Genomic DNA, 25,615 nt, shown 5'->3' with positions numbered 1-25,615 from the left:
GGAATCGCTCCTTGTCTGAAGGTTGCGGTCATTATGAAGTACCACTGACACTGTGTCAGGGCCCCGGCACTGTCGAGAACCATTCGGGATTTCCTTTGCGCTCCTTTACAATGGCGCCATGACCAGCCCACTCCCCGATTTCCTCACCAGCGAACAGCGCGAGATCATCACTGCCGGCCACGAGCATGCATTGATCACCGCGGTGGCCGGCAGTGGCAAGACCACCACACTTGCCTGGCGGCTGCGCTGGCTGCTGCAGCAGGGCCACGATCCCCGCCGTATGCTGGTGCTGATGTTCAACCGTAGTGCCCGGGTGGACTTCGAACGCAAGCTGCGGGACGTCACCCGTGACCTGGGCCTGGCGCTGCCGGAGGTGCGCACCTACCACGCCATGGGGCTTCGCCTGTACCGGCGCTTCGTGCAGGAAGGTTACCTGCCGGCCTTCTCCGAGAAAATCCTCACCGAACAGGAAGTCAGCTACCAGGCCTGGCTGCTGACCCGGCAGCTGGCTCCGGAAGAGCTGGCAGACGAGATTCGCCGTAACAAGAAGGACTATGTGGAAACCGCCACCGGTTTCATTGACCTGGTGAAAACCACCCTGACCCCGGTGGACGTAGTGTTCGAGGAACTCGGTTACAGCGATCGCCACCGGTACCTGATCGACCTGTTCCACGCTTTCGAACAGTGGCGCAAGGCCCGCAGCCAGATCACCTACGCTGACATGCTCTATGAACCGGTGATGGCCATTCACCAGAACACGGCCCTGCAACGACTGGTGGGTAACAAGATGGACCTGGTGCTGGTGGACGAATACCAGGACACCAATGAAATCCAGCACCTGCTGCTGCGCTACGTAGCCGGTGACCGGGCGAAGGTGACCGTGGTCGGGGACCCGGACCAGACCATCTACGAGTTCCGGGGTGCCCGGCCGGAATTTATCCTGACCCGGTTCCGGGAGGAATTCGACGACCCCCTGCAGCAAACCCTCAGCTACAGTTTCCGCTACGGCCACCGGGTCGCGCTGCTGGCTAACCACCTGATTACCAATAATCAGGGGCGTAATGACGTGCTTTGCCATTCCCACCCGTCAACCCCGGCCACCCGGGTCCACCTGCACGAGAACGAGCAGGACAGCAGCATTGTCGTGAAGTTGCTGGAGTCACTCCCGGAACCGGAACAGCAGCAGACCGCGATCCTGTTCCGGGTCTGGAGTCAGAGCGTCCCCATCGAGCTGCGCCTGCTGGCCCGGCAGATTCCCTATCGCATCGACGCGGGCAAGGGCGCCCTGTTCAGCCGGGAGGTGGAGGCCATTACCAGCCTGCTGCAGGTGGTCACTGGCCAACTCCCCAATATGACCGCCGAGGACCGGCTCGACGTCGCAAGGCAGCTACTGCGGTTTCCCCATGTTGGCCTGAAGGAGCAGGAGTTGACCAACATGGCCCGGATGCTGGCCGGCTTCGAGTCCGATTGGGGCCAATGCCTGCTCAGCCTGGATGAATCGGCCCTCGGCCCCATGCCGGCCCGCAAGCTCCGCCGCCTCGGTGAAGCACTCACGACGCTGGCAGGCTACACCGGCCCGGTGGCAACCTTGCTGAAACGGTATGCTGAGCAAACCGACCTGTTCGAAGGCATCCGCAGCCTGGCCCTCACCCACGAGACGGCCAACGAACGCATCGATACGGTGCTCGGATTCCGGGATTACCTGGCAACACTGGATGTGCCCCCGGCGGATGCCCTCGCCCACCTGCACAACCTCCGCCGCCAGGCACTGGAAAAACAGGACAGCACCGACAAGGCAGCAGGTGGCGTGCTGCTTTCAACCATCCATCGGACCAAGGGCCTGGAATGGTCACGGGTGATCATCCCCGGCCTGCAGGAAAAGTATCTTCCCTACAGTCCCCGTCAGCAGGAAAACCTGCAGGCATTTATGGAAAGTGAGCGCCGTTTGCTCTACGTAGCCGTCACCCGCACCCGGAGGGAACTGCACCTCATCACCCGCCCCGGAGGGCCCAGACCAGCCATCGACGCCGACCAGGCCCCAAGCCGGTTCGTCGCCGAGCTGTGCGTTCCGCTGAGTGAGCAATTCGGGCGCTGGCTGGATCAAAGGGAGGTTTCGACAGCCGAGGCTACCGGCAACTATCAGGCAGACCAGGTTCTGACCGGTGTCGCTCAGCGCTATGCGGAGCGGGCCGGCGTCACCCTGCTCGGGGCGTCCGCTGACAGCATAGCCACCGATTCACCCGTCTGGACCAGTGAACGGCTCAGCCATGCCATTTTCGGCCCGGGTTCCGTACTGGCGGAGACCGGGACCTCCTTCGATGTGCGCTTTGACGAGGGGCAAACGCGGACGTTCAGCAAGAAGAGCGCGCACCTGTATTTCCGTCCCCTCACCGAGGCGCAAGCCGCAAGGAAAGGTAAATGACCTGTAGCCGAAGGCACCTGTCCACGCCTGGGCTGTCAGTACTGGTGATTACCCTGGTATTGGTTCTGTACTCCGGGCGTAGCTTTCCGGAGTCAACCATTTACCGATGCGACAGTCGCGGAGGTGTCCAGTTTTCCGACCAGCCATGCGGCCCCAACCCGGAGCGGGTGAAAATCCGGGATAACAGGGTTGGTGGCAGCCTCGCTGACAACCTGCCCGACTATAAGGACGAGCCCGACCCGGATCCAACGGAGGAGGAAAAGGCTCGCCCCACCAGGGACGATACCTGTCGCTTTATTAACTCTACCGACCTGCGTACCTACCTGGCGCGCAACCAGGTCGTCGCAGGCATGACCCGCGAACAGGTGGAGCGAGCCTTTGGACGTACATCTGAAGTCTACCCAACCCCCCAGGAGACCTGGGTCTACCAGACCAAGTATTACGGTGCCCTCTACGAACTGACTTACGTTTATTTCAGAAACGGTTGCGTCGAACGGGTGGAATACCGCAAACCCTGACCAATTAGCACTTTTATATCAATTAGTTGAGATCCAAAGTGCATTACCCGGCGTAAGCTAATAAGTAGGCTGAAATGTTCGTATATTCCGAAACTTCGGTAATTTTCCCTTGAATTCGGATGCTTACAAAACTTAACTAGTGATTACAGCGCCAGGATGTCGGCGTAGAAATTGCCACGGAAAGAGGAAAACCAATGAAAAATATCCATCCTTTCGGGGTGGCCTTGCTGGCCGCTGCGATCAGTGCTCCGGCTATGGCCGAAGAAGAGATTCAAACCATTTACCTCAATCCGTTCGTTGGTTACCAGAATTTCGGTGACAAGCGCGACCTGGATGAGGAAATGACTTACGGTTTTGGCCTCGAATACCGATTCCTGCCGCAATGGGCCGTTGAAGCCGTATATTCACGCTCGGAACCAGACCGCAAATACACCAGCGGTGATGTCGACTTTGATGAGGTTCGGGTCGATGGCCTGTATTACTTCGGGAGCCAGAGTGACAAACTCAACCCCTACCTGGCTGCCGGTGTCGGCTATGCTGACTTCGATGGCGGCGGTGTTCGTACTCCGGGTACCGAGCATGACGAAACCCGCGTCAACCTCGGCGGTGGTCTGCGTTACAACGTGACCGACCTGGTGTCCTTGCGCGGTGACGTTCGCGCCTTTCACGGCGTCGACGAAAGCACCTTTGACGCACAGGTCAGCGCCGGACTCAGCCTGGCCTTCAGCCGCAACACCAGTGAGCCTGCGCCGGCACCCGCGCCTGCGCCTGCCCCGGATGCGGACGGCGATGGCGTGCCCGATAACCGCGACCAGTGCCCGAATACTGTCCCAGGCGCCCCGGTCGACAGCACCGGTTGCGAGCTGGACAGCGACGGTGACGGCGTAGTCGATCGCCTGGACGAGTGCCCGGGCACGGCCCGCGGTACTGAAGTTGATGAAACAGGCTGTGAAGTCGTGACCATCGACACCATCACCCTTTACATCACCTTCCCGTTCGACAGCGCTGAAGTTGCGTCCGAATATGACGACGACATCCGCGAAGTCGCTGACGCCATGAAGGCCGATCAGGAAGTGTCTGTTGAAGTTGCAGGCCATACCGACAGCGTTGGTGCAGCCGAATACAACAAGGATCTGTCCCAGCGTCGCGCCGAAGCGGTAGCCGATCGCCTGGTGGAAATGTACGGCATCGACCGTAACCGGGTCACCCCGGTGGGCTATGGTGAAGCCGAGCCGGTCGCCACCAACGAAACCGCCGGTGGCCGTGCCCGCAACCGTCGGGTAGAAGCCCGTCTGCAGGTTCGTCGCTAAGCGACCATAGCCTCGGATGCAAATCGAAAAGGCGCCTTCGGGCGCCTTTTCACGTTTCAGGCCCTGACCGCATCCACCAGCAGGTTCCGGGGCGTTAGCGAGCGATCACAGAACGTCCCTACACGCACCTGGTAGCCTGCGTCCTCCAGGGCCATCGCGTAATCCAGTACCAGCCAGAGTTCCAGCGGACGGCGAAACAGGTGGCGCACCAGTTCGTATCGCCTGACCTGCCGGGAGCGCGCTCGTCCAACCTGCTCCCAGTGACCCCAGTCCACCTGGCCTGGCAATTCGAGGCCCTTCTTGTCCGCCGCCCAGCGCACAAACGCTTCGAATCCCTCCTTTGGCAGGGTTGATGGGTGGGGCGGCAGCGGCAGGTAGGTGTCCTGCCCTCGCAATACCCGCTGCAAGCCATCGAACCCCAGCCGCAACTGGCGCACCAGCTCGGCTTGCCGGCGAACGCCCTGGGGAGCGGTCACGGTTTCCTTTACCGCCAACCGGAGTTCATCCCGGGACAGGCCAAGCCCGGGCTGGCAGGCCCTGGCCCGGTGGGACAGGGGCTGATAGGTCCCCCTGCCCCCCAGGTGGTAACAACAGGGTGAGAAGCTCAAACGGGGTTGGCGAAGACGGATAACGTCCCGGATCAGTTTTCGGTGGAGGTCCCCGCAAGCATGCAAGGCAGTAGCATGCACCTCATCCGGCCACGACAGGTCGGGCGCCATGACGTCCTGGCGCTGCAGCACAACAGGGTCACTGAAACGATGCACCAGATCATTGCCATCTTCCACCAGCGTCGGATTCCACTCAAAACCGATAACCGGCAACCCACTGTGGCGGCTCAGGGTACGGGCCAGGTGCCCCTTGCCGCAGCACCAGTCAACAGCCGGATGGGACATGGGAGACAGGGCGTCACAAAAGGCCCCGGCCTGCAACCGCTTGCGGCCGGGCATATCGGTAGCCTCGCGCTCGGCCAGGGTCGCAGACGCTATGGCTTCATGTCCCGGCTGCAGGTCGGACACCATGGTCAGGGCCGGGTAATCGACCAGCCGGGGCATCCATCGTTGGACTTCGCCGGCCAGCAGCCCGGGGTCATCCTCGAATCGTTTGCAGTCTGCATCATCCATCTGCTCAAGCCATCGAGCCAGCCCCGGGTTGTCGACCACCCAGCCCGGCTGGGGTACCGTAAACGGCGCCGGGTGCCAGAAGGCACGATGCCCGGCCAGCCAGCTATTGAGCCGGTCCCAGTGTCGGTAAACCATCGAGTCTGGGTCGTTCAAACTCCGCTGCAGGGGTAACGTCATATCACTGGCCTTTGTCCTGGGGCCCGAGGTGCCCGAAAACTGTGGTAACTAATGCGCGCATTTTCCCTGATCTTGGTTCAGCCCGAAACTCCCCGTTGCCGGCATCGTTCATACCCTGTTCAACTGCATGGCCCGCAAGATCGACCAACCTTCCTGAAACCAGACCTGACAGCATCGAGCGCTTGTTCTATTTTTAATTGACAGTCTGAACTACGACTGACTAAGGTGGATATACTGAAACAGAATCATGTTTCGCTTTGCGGAACAATTAACCACAAACACAACAAAGACAAGAGGACAACGCGATGTTCAACCTGAAAAGGTCTGTCATGGCCCTTGCACTCGCCTCCGCACCTGCCCTGGCGCTCTCCGCCGAAGGCGTCGACCTTCCCAACACCCTGGGTATGACCGCCTATGGCACCAGCTCGGCGGGTTACGCGCAGATGGTTTCGATCGGTAACCTGCTGCAGAATGAATACGGCGTATCCCTGCGCATCCTGCCCGGAGAGAACGACGTATCCCGCATGACCCCCCTGAAAACAGACAGGGTACCGGTATGTGCCTGTGGCATTGCCGCCTACTACGGTGCCGAGGGTGTGCTGATGTTTGCCGGCGAAAACTGGGGACCTCAGCCGATCCGGGTGATTACCACCTCCATCGCCAGCTTCGGCCTGAGCATTGCCGTAGCCGGGGACATCGATGTGGAAGACCCCTACGACCTCAAGGGCAAACGCATCTCCTGGATTCGCGGCGACGATGCCCTCAACCTGGGTACCGAAGCCATGCTGGCCTTTGGCGACCTGACCTGGGACGACGTGGAGCGGGTTGAGTTCCCGGGCTACGGCCGCGCCTTTGAGGGCATCATTGCCAACCAGAGTGACACCGCCTTTACCGTCTCTGTGGCAGGTGGGCCTCAACAGCTGGCAGCAAGCCCCCGCGGCATTACCTGGCTGACCCTGGACCCGGAAGACAAGGAAGGCTGGCAGCGCCTGAACGACGTAGCGCCCTACTTCCAGCCCCACAAGGTCACCTCCGGTGCCGGCATCAGCAAGGATGATCCCTGGATTGGTTCCAGCTACCCGTATCCCATCGTGGTCGCCAACGCCGATGCGGATGACACGCTGGTCAACAGCCTGGTGAAGGTCTTTACCGAGGACTATGACAAGTACAAGGATGCTGCCCCGGGCAACGCCGGCTATGCCCTGGAGAACCAGAACATGCAGTGGGTGGTTCCGTTCCACGATGCCGTTGTGGAGTACTACAAGGAAATCGGGCACTGGACCGACGAAATGCAGGCGCACCAGGACATGCTGGTCAAGCGTCAGCAGATCCTGCTGGATACCTGGGATGAGTACACCGCCGGCGATACGCCATCGGATGAGGACGCCTTCAAGGCAGGCTGGATGGAAGCCCGGGCCGCCGCCCTGGAAGAAGCCGGCATGAACCCGGTATTCCGTTAAGCCGAACCCCGAACCCGCGGCGGTGATCGCAATCACCGCCGCGTTCATTCGTAATACCGGGTTTACAGCACCATGACTCAATCGCCCACCGATGAGAAAAAACCGGAGAACATTTCCGGTGTTCGTGACCTGCCGGGGCTGTGGCCCTGGCTACCACGCCTGGCCACCCTGGCCCTGACCCTGTTTACCATCGATTACCTGTTCAACCTCCAGCTCATCAACCTGGTCACCCAGGTGGAGAGCCAGTTTTTCTATATGGTGGTGGCGCTGATGCTGCCCCTGGTGTTCGTGCTCTGGCCCATGAACCGGTTTGCCAGCCGCCACAAGGTGCCCTGGTACGATATCCTGCTGTTCCTCGCCGCCGCTGGTATTTGCGGATTCTTTGTCTATAACGCCGAGCAGATCCTTGACCGGGGCTGGGAGTATGCGGCCCCGGACTACGCGGTCACCATGAGCTTCCTATTCTGGGCGGTTGTGGTGGAGGCCATCCGCCGCGCCGGCGGGTTGCCCATTGCGGTGATCGTCGGGCTGGCGAGCATCTATCCCATCTTTGCCGACAAGGTACCCGGGCCAATCCAGGGTTTCCCCTCAACACCGGACCAGACCGCTATCTACCTGGCCATGAGCCGTGAAGGCATCATGGGTATCCCCCTGCAGGCCTTTGCCAACCTGGTGATCGGCTTTCTGCTGTTTGGCGTCGCCCTGCAGAAAACCGGTGGCGGCAAGTTCTTTATCAACCTCGCCTTTGCCCTGCTGGGCCATGTACGGGGCGGCCCGGCCAAGGTGGCGGTCTTCTCCAGCGGGCTGATGGGCTCCATGAGTGGCAGTGTGATCACCAACGTGATGACCACCGGCGTGCTGTCCATCCCCGCCATGCGCCGGGTGGGGTTCGGCAAATCCTACGCCGCCGGTGTGGAGGCCTGCGCGTCCACCGGGGGCGTACTGATGCCACCGGTCATGGGTGCCACGGCCTTTATCATGGCCGCCTTCCTGAACATTCCCTACGGCACCATTGCCCTGGCGGCGGTGGTGCCTTCGGTGCTCTACTTCCTGGGCCTGTTTATCCAGATCGACGCCTACGCGGCACGCCATGACCTGAAAGGGCTGCCGGCCGCGGAACTGCCGTCACTGCGGCAGACACTGAAGGAAGGCTGGTACTTCATCTTCGTGTTCGTGCTGCTGATCTGGATGCTGTTCTTCCTGCGCCGTGAGGCGACAGCGCCCTTCTTCGCCACCGCCCTGCTACTGATCATCAACCAGGTTCTCCCCTACCAGCGTTGGGGTTGGCAGGACGTGAAGGAGTTCTTCGGCGGGGCCGGCAAGCTGTTTGCCGAACTGATTGCCATCCTGGCCGGCGTGGGCCTGCTGGTGGGCGCCTTGTCTGTTACGGGGCTGTCCGGCACCATTGCCAATGACCTGATCTACCTGGCGGGGGGCAACACCCTGGTGCTGTTGATGATGGGCGCGGTGACGAGTTTCATCCTGGGTATCGGTATGACCGTAACCGCGGCGTATATCTTCCTCGCGGTGGCTCTGGCACCGGCCCTGATCAACGGTGGCGGCATGGATCCCCTGGCGGTGCACCTGTTCATCCTGTACTGGGGCATGCTCAGTTTCATTACACCACCGGTGGCCCTGGGGGCCTTCGCGGCGGCAACTGTAGCGGGCTCCAGGGCCATGGAAACCGGCTTTCAGGCCATGCGACTGGGCAGCGTGATCTACTTTATACCGTTCCTGTTCGTGCTGAACCCGGCGCTGATCTTCCAGGGCAGCTGGAATGAGATCCTGGTGGTCATACTGCAGGCGCTGGCCGGCGTTATATTGATAGCCGGTTCCATGCAGGGCTGGATACTTGGGGTAGGTAGCCTGGCCGCCAGCCGCGTGATGCAATGGCCCATTCGTGGAGCGCTGATCATTGGCGGGCTGCTGCTGGCGATCCCGGGGGGTGGCCCTGTGCCACTGACCAACCTGCAGCTGTCCCTGATCAGTGGCCTGTTGATCATACCGGCGCTGGTACTGGCCTGGACGGCCCAGCGCCGGCAACCGGTCACCGCTGGCCGATAGTGAGCCTTCGCCAGGGCATGGACGCCCCGGCCATCAACCCGGCCGAGAGCAACAGGCGCAATCAACCCCAGCCTAGCGATCCTTGCTCAGCAGTTCCCGGTACTGTTCGAGTACCTCCTCATCCTCCTTCGGGTAGTCCGGCGCCAGGGCTTCCAGCTGCTCTGCCAGGATACTGGCCATCAGTGCGCGGGCTACCGGCTTGCGGTCGCCCGGCAGGATAAGCCAGGGCGCCTCCGGCGTATGGGTAGCGGCAATAGCCTCCTCCACCGCAGCAAGGTACTCATCCCGCCGATTCCAGGCCTCGATATCGGAGTGGTCAAACTTCCACCGTTTGCGGGGCTTGTCCAGGCGCTTGACCAGCCTTTGCCGGTGCTCCTCTTCGGAAAGGTGCAGCCAGACTTTCAGCACCGTGGTGCCTTCCTGCACCAGGTGCTGCTCGAAGGCGCGAATGGCACTGTAACGCGCTTGCCAGTTGTAATGGCTTTCATCCCGCACTGGCCAGAGCCGCTCGGCCATGACAGCCTCATGGTGACTGCGGTTAAAGGCCACCAGTTCGCCCAGGGCCGGCAGGTAAGGCACCACCCGCCAGAGAAAGTCATGCTTTGCCTCGGTACCATTGGGGCGGCCGAACGACCAGGCGTGGAACCCCGCCGGATCCATATAAGTGGCCAGGGTGCGCACCAGGCTATCCTTGCCACTGGCATCCAGCCCGTGAAACACCATCAGGCAGGCATCTTCGCCGTTCGCCCAGAGCCGTCGCTGGTGTTCACCGATCAGTTCAAGGCTCGGCTCAAGGGCCGGAACAGACTTGTCGTCGATATCGGAGGGATAGTCATGGAGTGAGGGCTTGCGTGGATCGTACAGCCAGGTTTCATTGAAGCGTGTGGATAGCATTCAGGGCAGAATCTCTAAACAGCGGGGCGCTTGGTTACCCCTGTACACGTGATTACCCGGACCGACATATAAGCCGCACGCGGGTTGATGATAGACTTCTCTTATTTACGATCAGGTTAGCAGTTATGAGTCGCAAGAAACGAGAAATTCCGGTTTTTGATCAGCCATTGATCGAGACCCACTGCCACCTCGATTACCTCAAGGACCGCCCCCTGGAGGAAACCCTTGAGAAGTTGCGCAGTGTCAACATCGAACGGGTCATTACCATTGCGGTATCCCCGGACAACCTGGCCCAGGTGCGTTCACTCAGCCAGCAACAGCCCTGGCTGTACGGCACCCAGGGCATTCACCCCCATGAGGCGGAAGCCTACTCGGACGCCTGCGAAGCGGAAATCCGGGAGCACGCCACCGACGACAAGATCGTGGCCGTGGGCGAGATCGGTCTCGACTATTTCTACGACAACGCCGACCGGGATGTACAGCGCCAGGTGTTTCGGCGCCAGCTGCAGATTGCGTCAGACCTGGACAAGCCGGTGGTTATTCATAGTCGTGAGGCAGACGACGACACCATCGCCATCCTGTCAGAGTTCGAGGGCACGCTGAAACGCCGGGGCGTGATTCACAGCTTCACATCCGGGCCGGGGCTGGCCCGATACGCCCTGGATCAGGGCTGGTGCCTGGGTTTCAACGGTATCACCACCTTCAACAAGGCGGAGAATGTGCGGGACATCGTGCGCATGACGCCCATCGACCAGATTCTGCTGGAAACCGATTCGCCCTTCCTGACACCGGTGCCCTACCGGGGACGGGAAAACGCGCCCTTCTACCTGCCCTTCGTGGCGGAGAAGGTTGCCGAGGTCAAGGAGTTGCCGCTGGAACAGGTACTGGACGCGACCTGGAAGGCCAGCATGCGCACGTTTTTCCCGGTAGAGGCGAGCCACTGATATCCGGGCATACCGCAAGGATCAGGCTGGCGCCCGGGCGCTGGCCGCGTCCAGCCCCAGCCGGCCCAACAGGCGGTCACACTCCTCACTCTCTTCCATGTCATTGCACATCAACCAGGCTGCGCGCATGAGAGCCTTGTCCCGCTCCCCCGTGCCCCGGGGCAACATGTAGCAGGCGCCAATCAGGTTGCGTAGCGGCAACGGCAGTCGCCAGGCCACCTTGAGTACATTTCCCAGGGGACCACTCCATTCATGGAGGGCCCGCTCGATTTCATCATCGTCAAGCGCACCGTCCGCCGCAATGAACTGCTGTGCCGTACTGATCACGGCCAGCTCACCGATCCTGTGCAGCAGCCCGGCGGTGTAGCACAGGGGGGTATCCACGCCCACCTTGCGGGCCATACGGCTGGCCAGCTCCGCCAGCTCAGCACTCTTTGACACCTGATCGTTTGCGAGGTCTTTCAGCACCGGGTCCGACAGGCGATGGGAGATATCCAGGGCCAGCGCCAGGGCGTGGTTGAGGCTCATGCGGATACCCAACAACCGAATCGCCTCCCGCAGACTGCTGCAGGGTTCCCCGGAACGGCGCAGGGCACTGGTATTTGCCACGTCGAGCAACCTCGCTGTAACCGCAGGCTGGCTCTTCCAGGCCTCCGCCAGGTCGCCCACCGACAGCTCCCCTGCCCGTTCCACCATGGCCATCACACTGGCCGGATCCAGCTCGGCCGGCAGATAGGTCTGGGTGTCCCGGGCCCGACGCAACATGAGTTCGAAGCTCATTTCCGGACCATCCGGGTGTCCCGCTGGAATCAGGGTTTTCAGGCGCTCCTGCATGGCGGTCGCGGTAAATGGTTTCGGTACAAACCCCTGGATATGCAGGCGCCCGGCCGCCAGCACCCGCTCCCGGTCAACCTTTTCGGAAACCATCAGCACCGGCACGTCCCGGTCCAGCCGGCGAACGGCCCGCACCAGGTCGAGGCCCCGACCGTCAGGCAGGTCCCAGTCACACACCACCAGCTCCGGGCGCAACGTTTCCAGGTCCGCCCGGGCCTCGGCCAGGGAGCGATAACTGTGGACCCGGGCCCGGGAGAAAAGCCCGGAGACCAGGGTTTCCATCAGTTCCGCCAGGGGAACATCCGCATCCAGGATCATTACGTTCATGGGTCAGGTTACCACTATCGTGTATACGGCCGTTGAGTATCGTCTTTATCAGGAAACTACCATATTAACCACAGGTCGCCTATTCAATCCGTGCGTTCTCCGGCATTCCCGCTCTCAGGCCCGGCAGCCTTCGATCAGCCGGTTCATCCCCGTCACCAGCTGCTCCAGCTCTGCGGCCAGCCTGCGCACATCCTGTGCCTGTCCGACCACATCCTCGTTCTGGCTTGCCACGCCCTGGACGCTCTCGTTGATGTGCACCGACGCAGCCGCCTGCTGCTCGGTGGCGGAGGCAATCTGCAGGCTCAGGTCGGTAACCTGGGTGATCGCCTGGCGGATGGTGTCGATGGCCGCCCCTGTGTCCCTGATGGCAACGGTGGTTTCCCGGGACCGGGTCTGCCCCATCTCCAGTGCGGCCAGGGCGGCCTCAGCCCCTGTGGACAGGGTGTCGATGGTGGCACCAATCTCCCGCGTGAATTCCTGGGTGCGGCGGGAAAGGTTGCGTACTTCATCGGCGACCACGGCAAAGCCCCGCCCCTGCTCTCCGGCCCGGGCAGCTTCAATGGCGGCATTCAGGGCCAGCAGGTTGGTCTGTTCGGAAATATCGTTGATGGCACCGACCACCTGGCCAATACTGCCCACGTTGGACACCAGCGTATTGACGGCCTCGGCGGAGGACTGCAGGGCCTGGTCGGTGGCCTCGGTGAGCGCTACCGCTTCACCAACCCGCTGACTGCCGGAATCCGCTGACCGGGAAGCCTCCGCAGAGGCCTCCGAGGCCTGCTGGGTATTACGGGCCACATCATGTACCGTCGCCGTCATCTGTTCCGTGGCGCTGGCGGCCTGGCCAAGCCGGTCATTCTGTTCACCGAGGATGCTGGTTGTACGGTCACTCATGGTGTCCAGGGCTCCGGCGGTACTGCGTAGCCGGGCAGACAGCGAGCCTACTTCGCGGATCAGCCCGGAAAACTGGTCAAGCATGCTGTTGAAGGCCCGCGCGGTGTCGTCAGAGCTGCCGTCCAGGCGACCACTCAGGTCGCCGTCCGTACGGAATCGCTCCACCAGCTCCATGATATTGTGGGTCACCTGCCGCTCGCGCCCCAGGCGGATGGCAAAGAAAATCAGGATACCGGCCTCGAAAACAACGAACGCCGCATGCAGGAAGGCGATGGACCAGCTGCAGCCATAGTTGAAGATCATCAGGGGCATGTCACCTATACTGATTGCGGACAGTTGCAAGGCCGTCAGCAACAGGTGGTGAACGGCAATCACCCCGGCCGCCACCAGGATCGGCAGCCAGTCCCGATACACCATCACCAGGGCCAGGGCACTGAAAATATGGAAGTGCATTTCGATGCGCCCCATCTGGGCCTGGATCATGATGGCGGAGAACACCATCAGGGCCGCAGCGGCGACCACCGAGAATCCCCGGGAACCACGCAGCGTCCCATAAGCCCCGGCAACGACCAGGCCGAGCAGCACCGATGCCAAGATGGCGAAGGCATGCGTTCCATAACCGATGGGAACCAGCAACCCGACCACCGGCACATGGGCCAGCAGGATCCAGAGCATTTGCCGGTCACTGCTGAGGGCGTCCCGGCGGGAAAAATCGGTATCAGACATCATTGGCTTGCCAACTCCGGTGCTGGATTCGGGTGCTCAGCGAGCGACGTCGCAGGCTGTTCAGAGAGTAATCGATTCAGGTCTTCCGTGACCCGATCCATATCAAGGTCGGGAGTGGTGTAGAGCAACTCGCGACGCCCCCGGCTGGACACCACATGCAGGTGGGCAGAATGGCCCAGCTCGTAGGCCTCGCCACCACCCACCCGGTGAGCGTAGTCGTTGTAAGCACTGGCCAGGTTCCGGGCAGCCGCGCCCGACTCAGGACGAACCGCAACAAACTTCGGCCCCAACGACGCCATCACCTGGTCCAGCCGCGACCGGCTGTCACGCTCCGGGTCCAGGGTCACAAACACGAAGTTAACCGGGGCACCAGCCAGTCGCTGCTGCAGGGTAAGGAGGTTGGTCAGCTGGACCGGACACACGGTGCCGCAGCTCTGATACCCGAAGAAAACCACGGACAGGCCGTCTTGCGGAGGTACTTGAAGTGACCGGCCAGGCTCGACCAGGGGCGCGGCAGGCAGATCCATCCGCAAACCGTAATACCCTGTACCGGACAACAGCGAAGGCAGTACCGGCAACAGGGCCAGCACCGTAAGCAGTACCACGATGAAGAGGATAGCAGGCAGCCATCGCCGCCCGCCGGAGCGTATTCCTGTAGCCAAAGCCCTTACCTGCCTGTAAACCACGCCAAGCCGCTATATTGATATGACGGCCTTTTAATAATCTGTACGGGTTGTACGCAGAATCGGGAAATCCGGATGCCTGGCAGGTATATTCGCTTATACGGGGCCGTGAAGCTCACGGATAAGCCGCTGCACCCGGCTGGCAGCATGGTCATAGATCCTGAGCAGGCGTGTGTCACACTTATCCAGGCCAGTCCCCATAGCCACAGCCTGCTCCAGGGTGATGGCCAGGCGTAGCACCCGCCCCAGGGGGCCCTTTCGATACAGAATGGCCTTGCGGATGTTGTTATGGAGCTCCAGCGTGTCGATAAACTCATCGGCGGGCACTCCCAGCATAATCTCCGCGCCAGACAGCAGCCCTGTGAGGAAGGCCTCCTCCCGGTCAGGGGCATTGACCCGCACCCGCCCTGCAAGGGCCTCACAGACATGGGCCCGGGTCAGTACCAGGCGAGCCTGCTCCCGGTTAACCGTTTGCATGGCGCTTAGCATGGCAACCCAATGGCGCAGGTTGGTCAGCCCAAGTCGCATAACCACTTCCCGCACCGAGGCAATCTTGCCCGAGCCACGGTACAGCGGACTGTTCACAATACGGACAAGGTTCAGGGAGAGGTCAGGGTCCTCGGACAGCACCCGGGTGAGTTCACCAATATCCGGGTCCGGCTGATACAGTAATGCCAATAGCCGGGTCAGCTGGATACCGGAGGGGGACATTTTCTGACCTGAAATCAGCTTCGGGCGGGCAAGGAAGTACCCCTGGAACAGGTCGAATCCCATGGCCAGGTACTGGTCACGGGTCTCCTGGTCCTCAACCTTTTCTGCCAGCCACCGAACCGGCAGATGGGCCAGGCGGCTTTTATACTCCGCCACTATTTCCGGAGTGAACTGGGACACGTCCACTTTGATGACTTCCGCCATCTCCAGCAGGGGTGCCCAGGTGTCGTCAAAGGCAAAGTCGTCCAGCGCAAAGCGGAAACCGGCCTCATGCCAGTGGCGCACCGCTGCAACCAGTTCCGGGGTCGGATCAATACGCTCCACCAGTTCAACCAGGACCATGTCCGGATCCACCGGCAGCACGATGCCGGAAAGCAAAAGATCAGCGGACACATTGATATAGGCCCGGGTACCATAATGGGCACTATGGTCCGTGATGCCGGTGCAAAAATTGAATAGCAGCTCACTGGTCGCCTGCTGCTCGCCAACGGCAAGGGCACTCTGGCCAAGGTCATTCCGGTAGAGCAGCTCCACCGCTTCCATCTGGCTGTCCCGGTTGTAAATGGGCTGCGCAGCCAGCAATGTCTGTGATGCCATTACGCCGTTTCCATAGTCCCTGAATAAATCCCCCTTTCCGGCTTGTACGCAGGCTACGCACAGACGGACCAGCGAATCATGCGCCCGACGCTTACAAAAAGGCAACAACCCCTGACCGGTCAGACCATCGACAGGAAAAGTCCCATCAGCACCGGGGATATAAACGACAGGATAAAACCGGAAGCAATCGCCACCGGCACACAGTCCAGTCCGCCACTACTACGAATCACCGGCAGGGTGAAGTCCATGGCGGTGGCCCCGCCATAGCCGATGGCCATGGCGGGGCGACGGCCGATTATCAACGGGATCAGTGCCAGGGCTATGATTTCCCGGATCACATCATTGAGAAAGGCTACCCCGCCCCAGGCAGGCCCCAGGGCGTCACCAATCACAATACCGGAGAGGGAGTACCAGCCAAAACCGGCGGTCAGTGCCAGTGACTGGAACAACGGCACCTGTAATACCGGGGCGAGCATCACGCCTGCCAGCAGGGAGCTGAGTGCGAGGCATACCGCGATGCCCAGCCCCTGCCGATTCAGCAACAGCCGCCGCAGCGACAGCCCGGCATTACGAAGCTGTAGGCCGATCAGGAACAGGAGTAACATCAACGCCCACGTCGCCAGGTCTTCCACCCAGCCAAGGGCCGGGAGCAGGAACCAGCCGGCCAGCAGCCCTGCCAGCACCGCCGCCAGCGGTTTTGCGGCCGCCAGGAAGAGACGCCGATAACTGGTGCTACCGGCCACCGTGCCGGCGTCCACCTGCATGGGCTGCCAGCGGTGCCATAGCCAAAGTCCCGCCAGGTTCAGCACCAGCAGACCCGCCACCAGCAAACCGACCTGTACCGCCATGGCAGTCAGCTGCTGGCCCAGGCCTTCCATCTGTCCCAGACCCACGCCCAGCAGCGCCAGGATGAAATACACCAGGCCATCCACGCTGTGGTGGATCACGGTCATCAAGGTCCGGTTGTTCAGCGCAATGGCAAAGCCAAGAAACAATGGCAACAGAATCAGCAGGGCACCGGCCAGCATGGCAGTCTCTTTTCAGATGAAGGGTCAGGGTCGGGGTCAGAACGTAGGTTCAGGCTGCTCGGGGTCGAAACGGTACTGGCCTTCGTTGGCTTCCGCTTGCTGCCGGAGATCCCGGGCCAGGCGCTGGGCGCAAACGGTCCATTGCACGGGTTCGTCACGGTTGGGGTTGTAGCCTTGCTCCAGCAGGTTGCCGGCAAGTTGGCGCAACGCCGCCTCGGCTTTCTCCCGGTCCCGGTAAGGCCCCCGGCAGCGGGTTATTTCCGGCTGGCCATCCGGTCCGCCGGCCAGTATCACCACGGACCAGACATCACCGGCGACCTTTTTGATATGCAATTCCAGGCGACGCCTGCCCTGCCAGAGCACCAGCGTATGCAGGGGTGTGCGGCCATGGAAGTAGTGCAGTTTCATGGCGGGCTCAGTGCAGCTTCTGGTCGTGTCGGTCCTGGACCAGTACCCAGGGTGCCACCACCACGGCCCAGAGTTCTGCTTCCCGGTCATACCAGGCGCGGGCCAGGTCCGGGCTGACATCGCCCACCTGGTCCTGGCTCATCCAGTGCTGGAATTGCGCCTTGTTGTCCGCCGTCAGCTCGGCGGCCACGTCCAGCAGGTCCAGTTCCGGCGCCACCCGCACCACATGCCCACGGGCGTAGTAGGTCTGCAGCTCACGCCAGCCGATACGGGAGGTTTCCAGGTTCAGGGAAGCCCTGATTTCGTCGCGGGATCGGGGGGATGTCATGCTCGTCCTCGAAAACAACAGCGTGTTCAGCGAAGAGCGTCGCATGAAAGGCGGCCGGCGGCAAGTACGCCGCCGGCCGGGCGGGTTTCAACCCGGCTGGGGTGAAAGCCTACGAGGCCTGGCGAATCATTTCCCGCACCACATAATGCAGTATACCGCCGTGGCGGAAGTAAACCGCCTCGTTAGCCGTATCAATGCGGGACTTCAGGTCGCAGGTTTCCGTGGAGCCGTCCTTGTAGGTGACCGTCATTTTCAGGGTCTGGCCCGGCTGGATATCGCCGGACAGGCCTTCAATGCTGATGGTCTCCTCACCGGTGAGTTTCAGGCTCTTGCGATCCACACCCTCCGGGAACTGCAGGGGCATCACGCCCATGCCGATCAGGTTGGAGCGGTGGATGCGCTCGTAGGACTCCGCCACCACGGCCTTGACCCCCAGCAGGCGGGTGCCCTTGGCCGCCCAGTCACGACTGGAACCGGTGCCGTACTCCTTGCCGGCGATAACCACCAACGGCGTGCCCTGCTCCTGGTACTTCATGGCGGCATCGTAGATGGCCATCTGCTCGCCGGTGGGCACGAACTTCGTGTAGCCCCCTTCCACGCCATCGAGCATCTCGTTGCGAATGCGGACGTTGGCAAAGGTACCCCGCATCATCACTTCGTGGTTACCACGACGGGAACCGTAGGAGTTGAAGTCTTTCGGCTCCACCCCGTGCTCCTGCAGGTATTTCCCGGCAGGCGTGTCGGCCTTGAAGGAACCGGCGGGCGAAATATGGTCGGTGGTCACCGAGTCCCCCAGCAATGCCAGGATGTTGGCATCGCGGATATCCTCGATGGCATCCGGCTCAGGCCCGAGACCTTCGAAGAACGGCGGGTGCTGGATGTAGGTGGACTTGTCCGACCACTCATACACCTTGCTCTCCGGCACCTTGATGGACTGCCAGGTTTCATCACCGTCGAAGACTTCCGCGTATTCCTTGCGGAACATGTCGGTTTTCACCTTCTCTACCGCCTCGGCGATTTCCTGCTGGCTGGGCCAGAGGTCCTTCAGGTAAACCGGGTTACCGTCCTTGTCAGTGCCCAGGGGATCCTTGCTCAGGTCCACGCGAACGTTGCCTGCCAGGGCATAGGCGACCACCAGCGGCGGTGACGCCAGCCAGTTGGTGCGCACCAGCGGGTGCACCCTGCCTTCAAAGTTCCGGTTGCCCGAGAGCACAGACGCGACTGTCAGGTCGCCGTCGGTAATGGCCTTTTCCACCGCCTCCGGCAGCGGGCCGGAGTTGCCGATGCAGGTGGTGCAGCCGTAACCCACCAGGTTGAAGCCAAGCTTGTCCAGGTCATCCTGGAAGCCGCCCACCTTGAGGTAATCGGTGACCACCTTGGAGCCCGGCGCCAGTGAGGTCTTCACCCAGGGCTTGGTACTCAGGCCCTTTTCCACGGCCTTCTGGGCAATCAGGCCGGCCGCCATCATCACGCTGGGGTTGGAGGTATTGGTACAGGAGGTAATGGCGGCAATGACCACCGCGCCCGGGTCCAGACGGGATTCCTCGCCGTCCAGGTTCAGGGGCTGGCTGGCATGGTGCTCGTAGCTGTTATCAACGCCCACGGCAGTCTGGCCACCCTCGGACTCCAGCTTCTCCTCACGGAGCTGGTTGGGGCCCTCCGCGGTTTCCATCACCAGCTCGAAAGCGGACTTCATCTGGGTCAGGGGCACCCGGTCCTGGGGCCGTTTGGGACCGGCCAGGCTGGCCACGACATCACCCATGTCCAGCTCCAGGGTGTCACTGTATAGCGGCTCATGACCCGGCTCCCGCCACAGGCCCTGGGCCTTGGCGTAGGCCTTGACCAGCTCCAGCTGGTGATCGTCGCGACCGGTCAGCTTCATGTAGGTCAGGGTCTGGTCATCCACCGGGAAGAAACCACAGGTGGCACCGTATTCCGGGGCCATGTTGGCGATGGTGGCGCGGTCGGCAACCGGCATATCCTTGAGGCCGTCGCCGTAGAATTCCACGAACTTGCCTACCACGCCTTTCTTGCGCAGCATTTCCGTCACTGTGAGGACCAGGTCAGTGGCAGTGATGCCTTCACGGAGCTTGCCGGTGATCTTGAAGCCGATCACTTCCGGAATCAGCATGGATACCGGCTGGCCCAGCATGGCGGCTTCCGCCTCGATACCACCCACACCCCAGCCGAGGATACCCAGGCCGTTGATCATGGTGGTATGGGAGTCGGTACCCACCAGGGTGTCCGGGTAGGCGAACGTCTTGCCACCCTGCTCTTTCTGCCACACGGTCTTGCCCAGGTATTCCAGGTTAACCTGGTGGCAGATACCGGTGCCCGGCGGGACCACCCGGAAATTGTCAAAGGCCTGCTGGCCCCAGCGCAGGAACTCATAGCGCTCCTGATTGCGCTCCATCTCGATAGTGACGTTGTCCTTGAAGGCCGACGCGTCACCAAACTTGTCCACCATCACCGAGTGGTCGATGACCAGGTCCACCGGCGACAGGGGATTGATCAGCGCCGGGTCCTTGCCGGCCTGTTTCACTGCCGCACGCATGGCCGCCAGATCCACTACCCCGGGCACACCAGTGAAGTCCTGCATCAGCACCCGTGCCGGACGGAACTGGATTTCGGTGTCTGAGCGGCGATCCTTCAGCCACTGGACCATGGCTTCCAGGTGCTTCTCCTCGACGGTCACACCGTCTTCAAAACGCAGCAGGTTCTCCGTCAGAACCTTGAGAGAGAAGGGCATCCGTTCCAGGTCACCCAGCGTTTCCTGGGCCTTGGGCAGGCTGTAATAGTGGTAGGTCTTGCCGTCCACATCGAGGGTGGAAAGGGTGTTGTAACTGTCGTTGCTGATACCGTCATTCGACATGTGTTGCCTCCTGTTCTGATCGTCAAATGCGTGAAGGCGTCATCTGGCCGGGCCCCGGCCACCGATTTTTTTCTATGCTCTACGGTAGCCTGCCCTGAAAGATAGCTTCGGGGAAATCTCTCTTAACTATTGCAGCAATTAACGGGACTTCAACCCCGATCACCCGAAATGCCATTTCTGTGCATGAGTAGACAGTAGCAACACTCACTATTCGATTACTTTCCCTTACATGTTTTGCCTGCCAGTTCCGTCATAATAGTAAAAAAAATAGCGGAGGAGCCCCACACCATGACTGCCAGCACCCGGGTTGCCCGCCAGGCTATCGATGCGCCTGCCGGTTACCGCTTTACGGAGGAAATTGCCGAAGGGGGGAACACCCGGATTTACCGGGCAGTGCGGGAATCCGATGGCGGAAACGTGGTCATCAAAACCCTCAGGCCGGAAGATGTCACCCGGGAAAGCATCGCCCTGCTGCAGCACGAATACGAGATCCTGCGGGCTGCAAAAGGCAGCTACCTGATCCAGGCCCATGAACTGACCCGGATTGGCGAACTGCCGGCACTGGTGCTCGAGGATATCGGCGGCCAGTCCCTTGACCGGATCACCGCCCATCGACGGATCAACCTGAAAGCCTGCGTCGGCATTGCCACCGCCATGGCCACGGCCCTCAAACACCTGCACGGGGCAGGCATCGTCCACAAGGACATCAATCCGGCCAACATCCTGGTCAACAGCAAGTCCAAGGCCATCCGCCTGATCGACTTCGGTATCTCCACCCGCCAACAGAGCGAGCAGTCCGGCCTGAGCCACCCCACTACCGTTCCCGGCACCCCGGGCTATATGTCCCCCGAGCAAACGGGTCGGATGAACCGGGCGGTGGATTACCGCTCAGACTTCTACTCTCTCGGCGCCACCCTCTATGAGCTGGTCACCGGACGGCCACTGTTCTCAGCCGACGAGCCCATCGAATGGTTCCACTGTCATATCGCCCGCACGCCGGTTGCGCCAGCGGACCTCAACAACAGCATCCCCCGGGTGCTGTCCGACCTGATCATGAAATTGCTGGCAAAGACCGCCGAACAGCGGTATCAGAGTGCTGCCGGCCTGCTGCATGATCTGCAACAGTGTTATCGACAAATCAACGCCAAAGCCTCGATAGAGCCATTCCCCCTGGGCAGGCATGACGTACCGGACCACTTCCGCATCCCCCAACGACTTTATGGGCGCGAGAAGGAAGTGCAACAACTGCTCACCGCCTTCGAGCAGGCTTACGATCGTATGTCGCTGGCCCTGGTGGCCGGGCGCTCCGGCATCGGCAAGAGCCGCCTGATCAACGAACTGCACAAACCGGTGACCGCCCGCCGTGGCTATTTCACCGTGGGCAAGTTCGACCTGGTACATCGGGATGTTCCCTACAGCGGCCTGACCGTCGCCCTCCGGGACCTGGTACAGCAGGTGCTGACGGAGAGCGATGAGCGGCTGGCCTACTGGCGCAGGCGCATCACCGACGCCCTGGGGCCCAACGGCGTTCTGATGACCGAGATGATCCCGGAGCTGGAACTGATCATCGGTCCCCAGCCAAGGCTTGCGGCCGTGGGGGCGTCCGAGTCGGAACAGCGTTTTCGCCTGACCCTGTTCAACTTTATCCGCGTCTTCAGCCATGCCGATCACCCACTCGTACTGGTGCTGGACGACCTCCAGTGGGCGGATACCAGCACCCTGCAACTGGCGGACCTGCTGGTTGACCAGGTGGAAGGTGACCGCCTGCTGGTCGTGGGCGCCTACCGGGACAACGAGGTCACCCCGGACCACCCCCTGATGGCAACCCTGCAACAGATGCAGGGCACCGACGTTTACCTCACCCATATCTCGCTGCAACCGCTCTCGGTGCCGGATATCTGCCGGCTGCTGTCCGACACCCTCATGACCACGACGGGCGAGGTGGAACCCCTGGCCCGGGTGGTACACCAGAAAACCGAGGGCAACCCTTTCTTCGTAGAAGAATTCCTCAAGGATCAGCATGAGTTGGGCCACATCACCTATGACCCCGCCGCGAGTCGCTGGGTATGGGATATCACCCGGCTGAGCCAGCAGCAAATCACCGACAACGTCGCCGGGCTGATGACCCGCAAGCTAAAGAGCCTGCCAGACAAAAGCCTGGAGCTGCTGCGACTGGCCTCCTGTGCCGGCAGCCGTTTCTCTGTCACCATGCTTGCCCTGATCACAGGGCAGCCACCAGGTGACATTGCCGCTGCCCTGGAGGCTCCGACCCATGCCGGGCTGGTCACACCGGTGCGTGACAGCTACCAGCTGACCGAACTGTCCCGGGCCAACGACGCCGGCCGGGTTACCGTTGAATTCGCTTTTACCCACGACCGCATCCAGGAATCCGCCTATCAGCTGGTAGACGCCGACACACGCCAGGCCACCCACCTGGAAATCGGCCGCCAGTTGCTGCACAACCTGGACCCCATGGAGCGCAAGGACCGGCTGTTTGCCATCGTCACCCACATGAACATGGCCGCCGGCCTGATAGAGAACCCGGAGGAGAGGCGGGAACTTTCCCGGCTGAACCTGGAAGCCGGTTACCGCGCCCGCCAGGCTGCGTCCTACCCCATCGCCTACAACCACTTTCAGAAAGCGATATTGCTGCTCGGGGAGCAAGGCTGGGAGCAGGATTACGCGCTAGCCCTGAGCGCATACAGTGCCGCCGCCGAAGCCGCAGCCCATGTGGGTGACGGTACCGGTCTCAAGGTCCTGGTGGATACGGGATTGAGCCAATCCAGGGACTTGCTGGGCCGCGTTGCTTTCCATGAAACCTGGATCGCTCACCTGATCACCCTGGGTGAATTGCCCAAGGCTATCGACACCGCCCTGCCCCTGTTGGCTGAACTCGGGCACAGATATCCCCGCCACCCGCGCCGCAGCCATGTGATCTATCGCTTCCTGAAACTCAAGAGCCGCCTGAAAACGGTCAATCTTGAGGCGCTGATGGACAAGCCCGATATGAGTTCCGCTGAACAACGGGCCGCAGGGCGTATCGGCGGCGTCATCGGCAGTGCCAGCATGTTTGCCGAACCGATGTTGCTACCCCTGCTTTGTATCCGGGGCGCCGAACTGGCACTGGAGTACGGCCACAGTCCGGAAACCACAACCAGCTTCTCGATACTGGGCATGATGTACGCAAGGGACCTGCATGACGCCGAAACCGGCATCAGGCTGGGCAAGCTGGCCGTAGACCTGAGTGAACGCTTCAACAGCCGCCGGGGCCGGGTGCTGCACCTCTATGCATCCCTGATCCAGCACTGGAAAGAGCCGCTCCACAAGACATTTGACTTGCTGCGCCAGGCCAGCCGCATGTGCATGGAGAACGGCGACTTCGAATACGCGGTACACGCGGCAACCGTACAGGGTGATTACCTGAGTTATGGTGGTTATGACCTGGAAAAGCTGGAGCAACAGACCGCGCAGGAACTGGCGCAATTCCGGGCCCTGCACCTCGGCTCTGTACTGCATCACCACGAAGCCAGGCTGCAGTTCATCCGCAACCTGAGAGGGTTGAGCAAACGCCCTGGCGAGCTCTCGGGCGATGCATACGATATCCACGAAATGCTGCCACGGCACCGTGCATCTTCAGACAATGCCGTCATTGAGCAGGTGCTGTCCCGGGCCCTGTACCTGCACTATTTGTTCGACAGTGACGTCTACCATGAACACAGTGCCAACATTGCCGAACAGTTGACCAGCTCCAGGTATGGTACGGAAGGTTTCTTCGGCAGTCGCTGGGCCCGGTTCATCCGCGCCATGGCCCTGGTACAGAACGCCCGTACAGTAACCTCTGCCCGCCTGCGCCGGCGCTACCTCAGCCTGGCCCGCAAAGACCTGAAAGTGCTGCGAGCCGAAGCCAGAAACTGTCCGGACAATATGGCCAACAAGTACCAACTCTTACAGGCAGAGCTCCTGCACTACAAACGCCGTGACTTCGAGGCCCACCATGCCTATGACGAGGCCATTGCCCTCGCCGGGAAGCAGGGCTTTATCGATGAGCAGGCCCTGGCCTGTCGGCTCTGCGGTACGATGCATGTCAATGCCGGCAGGGCAACCATCGGCATGCCCTACCTCAGCCGTGCCCGTGACCTGTACCGGCGCTGGGGCGCCCATGCGGTAGTGCAACACCTGGAGCGACGCTACCCGGAACTGGCAGAGACTCGCCCGACCGCTGCCCACACAGGCACCCGGGCCATGCCCATGGCAGAAGTGGATATGATGTCCCTGATGAAAGCGCTCAAGGCCATCGCGGACGAACAGATCCACAGCCGTATGGTTGAGGCCGTCATCAATATCGCCATCGAGTTTGCCGGTGCCCAGCGGGCCATCCTGGCCCTGAGGGATGGCGACGGCAAGTTGCGTATCGAGGCGGAGGCCTCCGTGGATTCCGACGAAACCGTGATTCTGCAGTCGTCGCCACTGGAACAGTGCGAGTCGGTGTCCCGGGCTACGGTGAACTATGTGAGCCGCACACAGGAGAGCGTCGTAGTGGCCGATGCCCTGGCGGTGAACAGCCCGGTGCCGGGACTGGACCGGGAGGAGTACATCCTGCGGGAGCGGGTACGCTCAATCCTGTGCCTGCCCATTGCCATTGGTCAGGGAGAGCAGCGGACGCTGATCGGGTTGCTGTACCTGGAGAATAACCACATCAGCAACTGTTTCACGGAGGCACGGATTGGTGCCCTGGAGATAATCTCGGTCGCGGCTGCCGGTCGCCTGGAACTTTCCCGCAAGGCAGCGGTGGACGGCCTGACCAACCTGTTCAACCACGATTATTTCCAGAACATGCTGCGCCAGGAGCTGGCCGGTGTAGCCCGGTTCAACCGGGAGATGTCGCTGGTGCTGATCGATATCGACCATTTCAAGCGGTTCAACGATACCTGGGGTCACCAGCTGGGTGACCAGGTGTTGCGGGAGGTGGCAGATCTGATCAGGGCGAGTTCCCGCGAGAACGATACGGCGGCTCGCTACGGTGGTGAGGAAATGGTGGTAATTCTGCCCGGCGCCGGGAAGGAGGAAGCCACGGTGGTGGCAGAGCGAATTCGTAAAGCGATAGAGTGGCACCAGGTGAAGGTGGATGATGAGGTGCTTGGGGTGACGGTCAGTCTGGGGCTGGCGACGGCGGATGCCATGCACCCGGACCCGGAGCAGTTGATCAAGAAAGCGGATACAGCACTGTACAAGTCCAAGGCCAATGGGCGAAACCAGCTTACCGTGGCTGATTAAGGAACCGACCCTGGCAACACGCC

The 25,615-nt window shown here is 61.4% G+C and carries 17 protein-coding genes; 7 read left to right on the top strand and 10 right to left on the bottom strand.

Going from position 1 to position 25,615, the window contains the following annotated elements; all coding sequences use genetic code 11:
• The first annotated feature begins 118 nt into the window (after nt 1-118).
• From MLC59_RS00150 to MLC59_RS00140, 3 genes are all read left to right on the top strand, one after another.
• The gene (locus tag MLC59_RS00150) at nt 119-2,422 is read left to right on the top strand and encodes an ATP-dependent helicase (RefSeq protein WP_248229959.1); all 2,304 of its coding nucleotides are present in this window, start codon (nt 119-121) and stop codon (nt 2,420-2,422) included.
• On the top strand, nt 2,419-2,940 hold the full coding sequence (locus tag MLC59_RS00145; protein ID WP_248229958.1) for a hypothetical protein: 522 nt from the start codon (nt 2,419-2,421) through the stop codon (nt 2,938-2,940). The genes MLC59_RS00150 and MLC59_RS00145 overlap by 4 nt, the downstream gene beginning before the upstream one ends.
• A gap of 194 nt (nt 2,941-3,134) precedes the next feature.
• Nucleotides 3,135-4,250 carry an OmpA family protein gene (locus MLC59_RS00140; protein WP_248229957.1) on the top strand — a complete coding sequence of 372 codons (1,116 nt, stop codon included), beginning with the start codon at nt 3,135-3,137 and terminating at the stop codon, nt 4,248-4,250.
• Between the two features lie 56 nt (nt 4,251-4,306).
• On the opposite strand, the gene MLC59_RS00135 is transcribed toward MLC59_RS00140, so the two are convergent.
• Entirely contained in the window at nt 4,307-5,548 is a 1,242-nt protein-coding gene (locus MLC59_RS00135) for a methyltransferase (RefSeq protein ID WP_248229956.1), read from the bottom strand.
• Between the two features lie 305 nt (nt 5,549-5,853).
• Between MLC59_RS00135 and MLC59_RS00130 the strand changes: the two genes are divergently transcribed.
• Entirely contained in the window at nt 5,854-7,008 is a 1,155-nt protein-coding gene (locus MLC59_RS00130; RefSeq protein ID WP_248229955.1) for a TAXI family TRAP transporter solute-binding subunit, read from the top strand.
• Nucleotides 7,009-7,080: 72 nt separating this feature from the next.
• Nucleotides 7,081-9,072, top strand: coding sequence for a TRAP transporter permease (locus tag MLC59_RS00125; protein ID WP_248229954.1), 1,992 nt, complete (start codon nt 7,081-7,083; stop codon nt 9,070-9,072).
• Nucleotides 9,073-9,144: 72 nt separating this feature from the next.
• On the opposite strand, the gene MLC59_RS00120 is transcribed toward MLC59_RS00125, so the two are convergent.
• Nucleotides 9,145-9,966, bottom strand: a complete 822-nt coding sequence (locus MLC59_RS00120; protein ID WP_248229953.1) for a polyphosphate kinase 2 family protein — start codon at nt 9,964-9,966, stop codon at nt 9,145-9,147.
• 125 nt (nt 9,967-10,091) lie between these two features.
• Here MLC59_RS00120 and MLC59_RS00115 point away from each other — a divergent pair, with 125 nt between their 5' ends.
• Nucleotides 10,092-10,910: a TatD family hydrolase gene (locus MLC59_RS00115; protein WP_248229952.1), complete on the top strand. Its 819-nt coding sequence runs from the start codon at nt 10,092-10,094 to the stop codon at nt 10,908-10,910.
• Between the two features lie 21 nt (nt 10,911-10,931).
• Here the strand turns inward: MLC59_RS00115 and MLC59_RS00110 are convergent, their stop codons facing one another.
• The 8 genes from MLC59_RS00110 to acnA all read right to left on the bottom strand — a co-directional run bounded on the left by MLC59_RS00110 (nt 10,932) and on the right by acnA (nt 20,318).
• Entirely contained in the window at nt 10,932-12,071 is a 1,140-nt protein-coding gene (locus MLC59_RS00110) for an HDOD domain-containing protein (RefSeq protein ID WP_248229950.1), read from the bottom strand.
• A gap of 114 nt (nt 12,072-12,185) precedes the next feature.
• Complete coding sequence (locus MLC59_RS00105; RefSeq protein ID WP_248229948.1) at nt 12,186-13,694, bottom strand: methyl-accepting chemotaxis protein; 1,509 nt, start codon at nt 13,692-13,694, stop codon at nt 12,186-12,188.
• Complete coding sequence (locus MLC59_RS00100) at nt 13,691-14,353, bottom strand: SCO family protein (protein WP_248229947.1); 663 nt, start codon at nt 14,351-14,353, stop codon at nt 13,691-13,693. Before MLC59_RS00100 ends, MLC59_RS00105 begins: the two co-directional genes overlap by 4 nt.
• Nucleotides 14,354-14,470: 117 nt before the next feature.
• Nucleotides 14,471-15,682 (bottom strand): EAL and HDOD domain-containing protein, encoded by a 1,212-nt coding sequence (locus MLC59_RS00095; protein WP_248229945.1) that lies wholly within the window; start codon nt 15,680-15,682, stop codon nt 14,471-14,473.
• Nucleotides 15,683-15,801: 119 nt separating this feature from the next.
• Complete coding sequence (locus MLC59_RS00090; RefSeq protein ID WP_248229943.1) at nt 15,802-16,710, bottom strand: LysO family transporter; 909 nt, start codon at nt 16,708-16,710, stop codon at nt 15,802-15,804.
• Nucleotides 16,711-16,746: 36 nt separating this feature from the next.
• On the bottom strand, nt 16,747-17,118 hold the full coding sequence (locus MLC59_RS00085; protein WP_248229941.1) for a PA4575 family protein: 372 nt from the start codon (nt 17,116-17,118) through the stop codon (nt 16,747-16,749).
• A gap of 7 nt (nt 17,119-17,125) precedes the next feature.
• Nucleotides 17,126-17,446, bottom strand: a complete 321-nt coding sequence (locus MLC59_RS00080) for a DUF2288 domain-containing protein (RefSeq protein WP_248229939.1) — start codon at nt 17,444-17,446, stop codon at nt 17,126-17,128.
• A 109-nt stretch (nt 17,447-17,555) separates the two neighbouring features.
• Entirely contained in the window at nt 17,556-20,318 is a 2,763-nt protein-coding gene (acnA, locus tag MLC59_RS00075; RefSeq protein ID WP_248229937.1) for an aconitate hydratase AcnA, read from the bottom strand.
• A 288-nt stretch (nt 20,319-20,606) separates the two neighbouring features.
• Here acnA and MLC59_RS00070 point away from each other — a divergent pair, with 288 nt between their 5' ends.
• Nucleotides 20,607-25,592 (top strand): diguanylate cyclase, encoded by a 4,986-nt coding sequence (locus tag MLC59_RS00070; protein WP_248229935.1) that lies wholly within the window; start codon nt 20,607-20,609, stop codon nt 25,590-25,592.
• Nucleotides 25,593-25,615 lie beyond the last annotated feature (23 nt).

Source organism: Marinobacter bryozoorum (genome assembly GCF_023156245.1).
Taxonomy (GTDB): Bacteria; Pseudomonadota; Gammaproteobacteria; order Pseudomonadales; family Oleiphilaceae; genus Marinobacter; species Marinobacter bryozoorum.
The sequence above is the reverse complement of the archived record's forward strand: the minus strand, read 5'-3'. Positions and strand labels throughout refer to the sequence as shown.

Bases quoted from the DNA above. Each gene is read 5' to 3' on its own strand.
- MLC59_RS00150 (WP_248229959.1), top strand. From the start codon at position 119: ATGACCAGCCCACTCCCCGATTTCCTCACCAGCGAACAGCGCGAGATC.
- MLC59_RS00145 (WP_248229958.1), top strand. From the start codon at position 2,419: ATGACCTGTAGCCGAAGGCACCTGTCCACGCCTGGGCTGTCAGTACTG.
- MLC59_RS00140 (WP_248229957.1), top strand. From the start codon at position 3,135: ATGAAAAATATCCATCCTTTCGGGGTGGCCTTGCTGGCCGCTGCGATC.
- MLC59_RS00135 (WP_248229956.1), bottom strand. From the start codon at position 5,548: ATGACGTTACCCCTGCAGCGGAGTTTGAACGACCCAGACTCGATGGTT.
- MLC59_RS00130 (WP_248229955.1), top strand. From the start codon at position 5,854: ATGTTCAACCTGAAAAGGTCTGTCATGGCCCTTGCACTCGCCTCCGCA.
- MLC59_RS00125 (WP_248229954.1), top strand. From the start codon at position 7,081: ATGACTCAATCGCCCACCGATGAGAAAAAACCGGAGAACATTTCCGGT.
- MLC59_RS00120 (WP_248229953.1), bottom strand. From the start codon at position 9,966: ATGCTATCCACACGCTTCAATGAAACCTGGCTGTACGATCCACGCAAG.
- MLC59_RS00115 (WP_248229952.1), top strand. From the start codon at position 10,092: ATGAGTCGCAAGAAACGAGAAATTCCGGTTTTTGATCAGCCATTGATC.
- MLC59_RS00110 (WP_248229950.1), bottom strand. From the start codon at position 12,071: ATGAACGTAATGATCCTGGATGCGGATGTTCCCCTGGCGGAACTGATG.
- MLC59_RS00105 (WP_248229948.1), bottom strand. From the start codon at position 13,694: ATGATGTCTGATACCGATTTTTCCCGCCGGGACGCCCTCAGCAGTGAC.
- MLC59_RS00095 (WP_248229945.1), bottom strand. From the start codon at position 15,682: ATGGCATCACAGACATTGCTGGCTGCGCAGCCCATTTACAACCGGGAC.
- MLC59_RS00090 (WP_248229943.1), bottom strand. From the start codon at position 16,710: ATGCTGGCCGGTGCCCTGCTGATTCTGTTGCCATTGTTTCTTGGCTTT.
- MLC59_RS00085 (WP_248229941.1), bottom strand. From the start codon at position 17,118: ATGAAACTGCACTACTTCCATGGCCGCACACCCCTGCATACGCTGGTG.
- MLC59_RS00080 (WP_248229939.1), bottom strand. From the start codon at position 17,446: ATGACATCCCCCCGATCCCGCGACGAAATCAGGGCTTCCCTGAACCTG.
- acnA (WP_248229937.1), bottom strand. From the start codon at position 20,318: ATGTCGAATGACGGTATCAGCAACGACAGTTACAACACCCTTTCCACC.
- MLC59_RS00070 (WP_248229935.1), top strand. From the start codon at position 20,607: ATGACTGCCAGCACCCGGGTTGCCCGCCAGGCTATCGATGCGCCTGCC.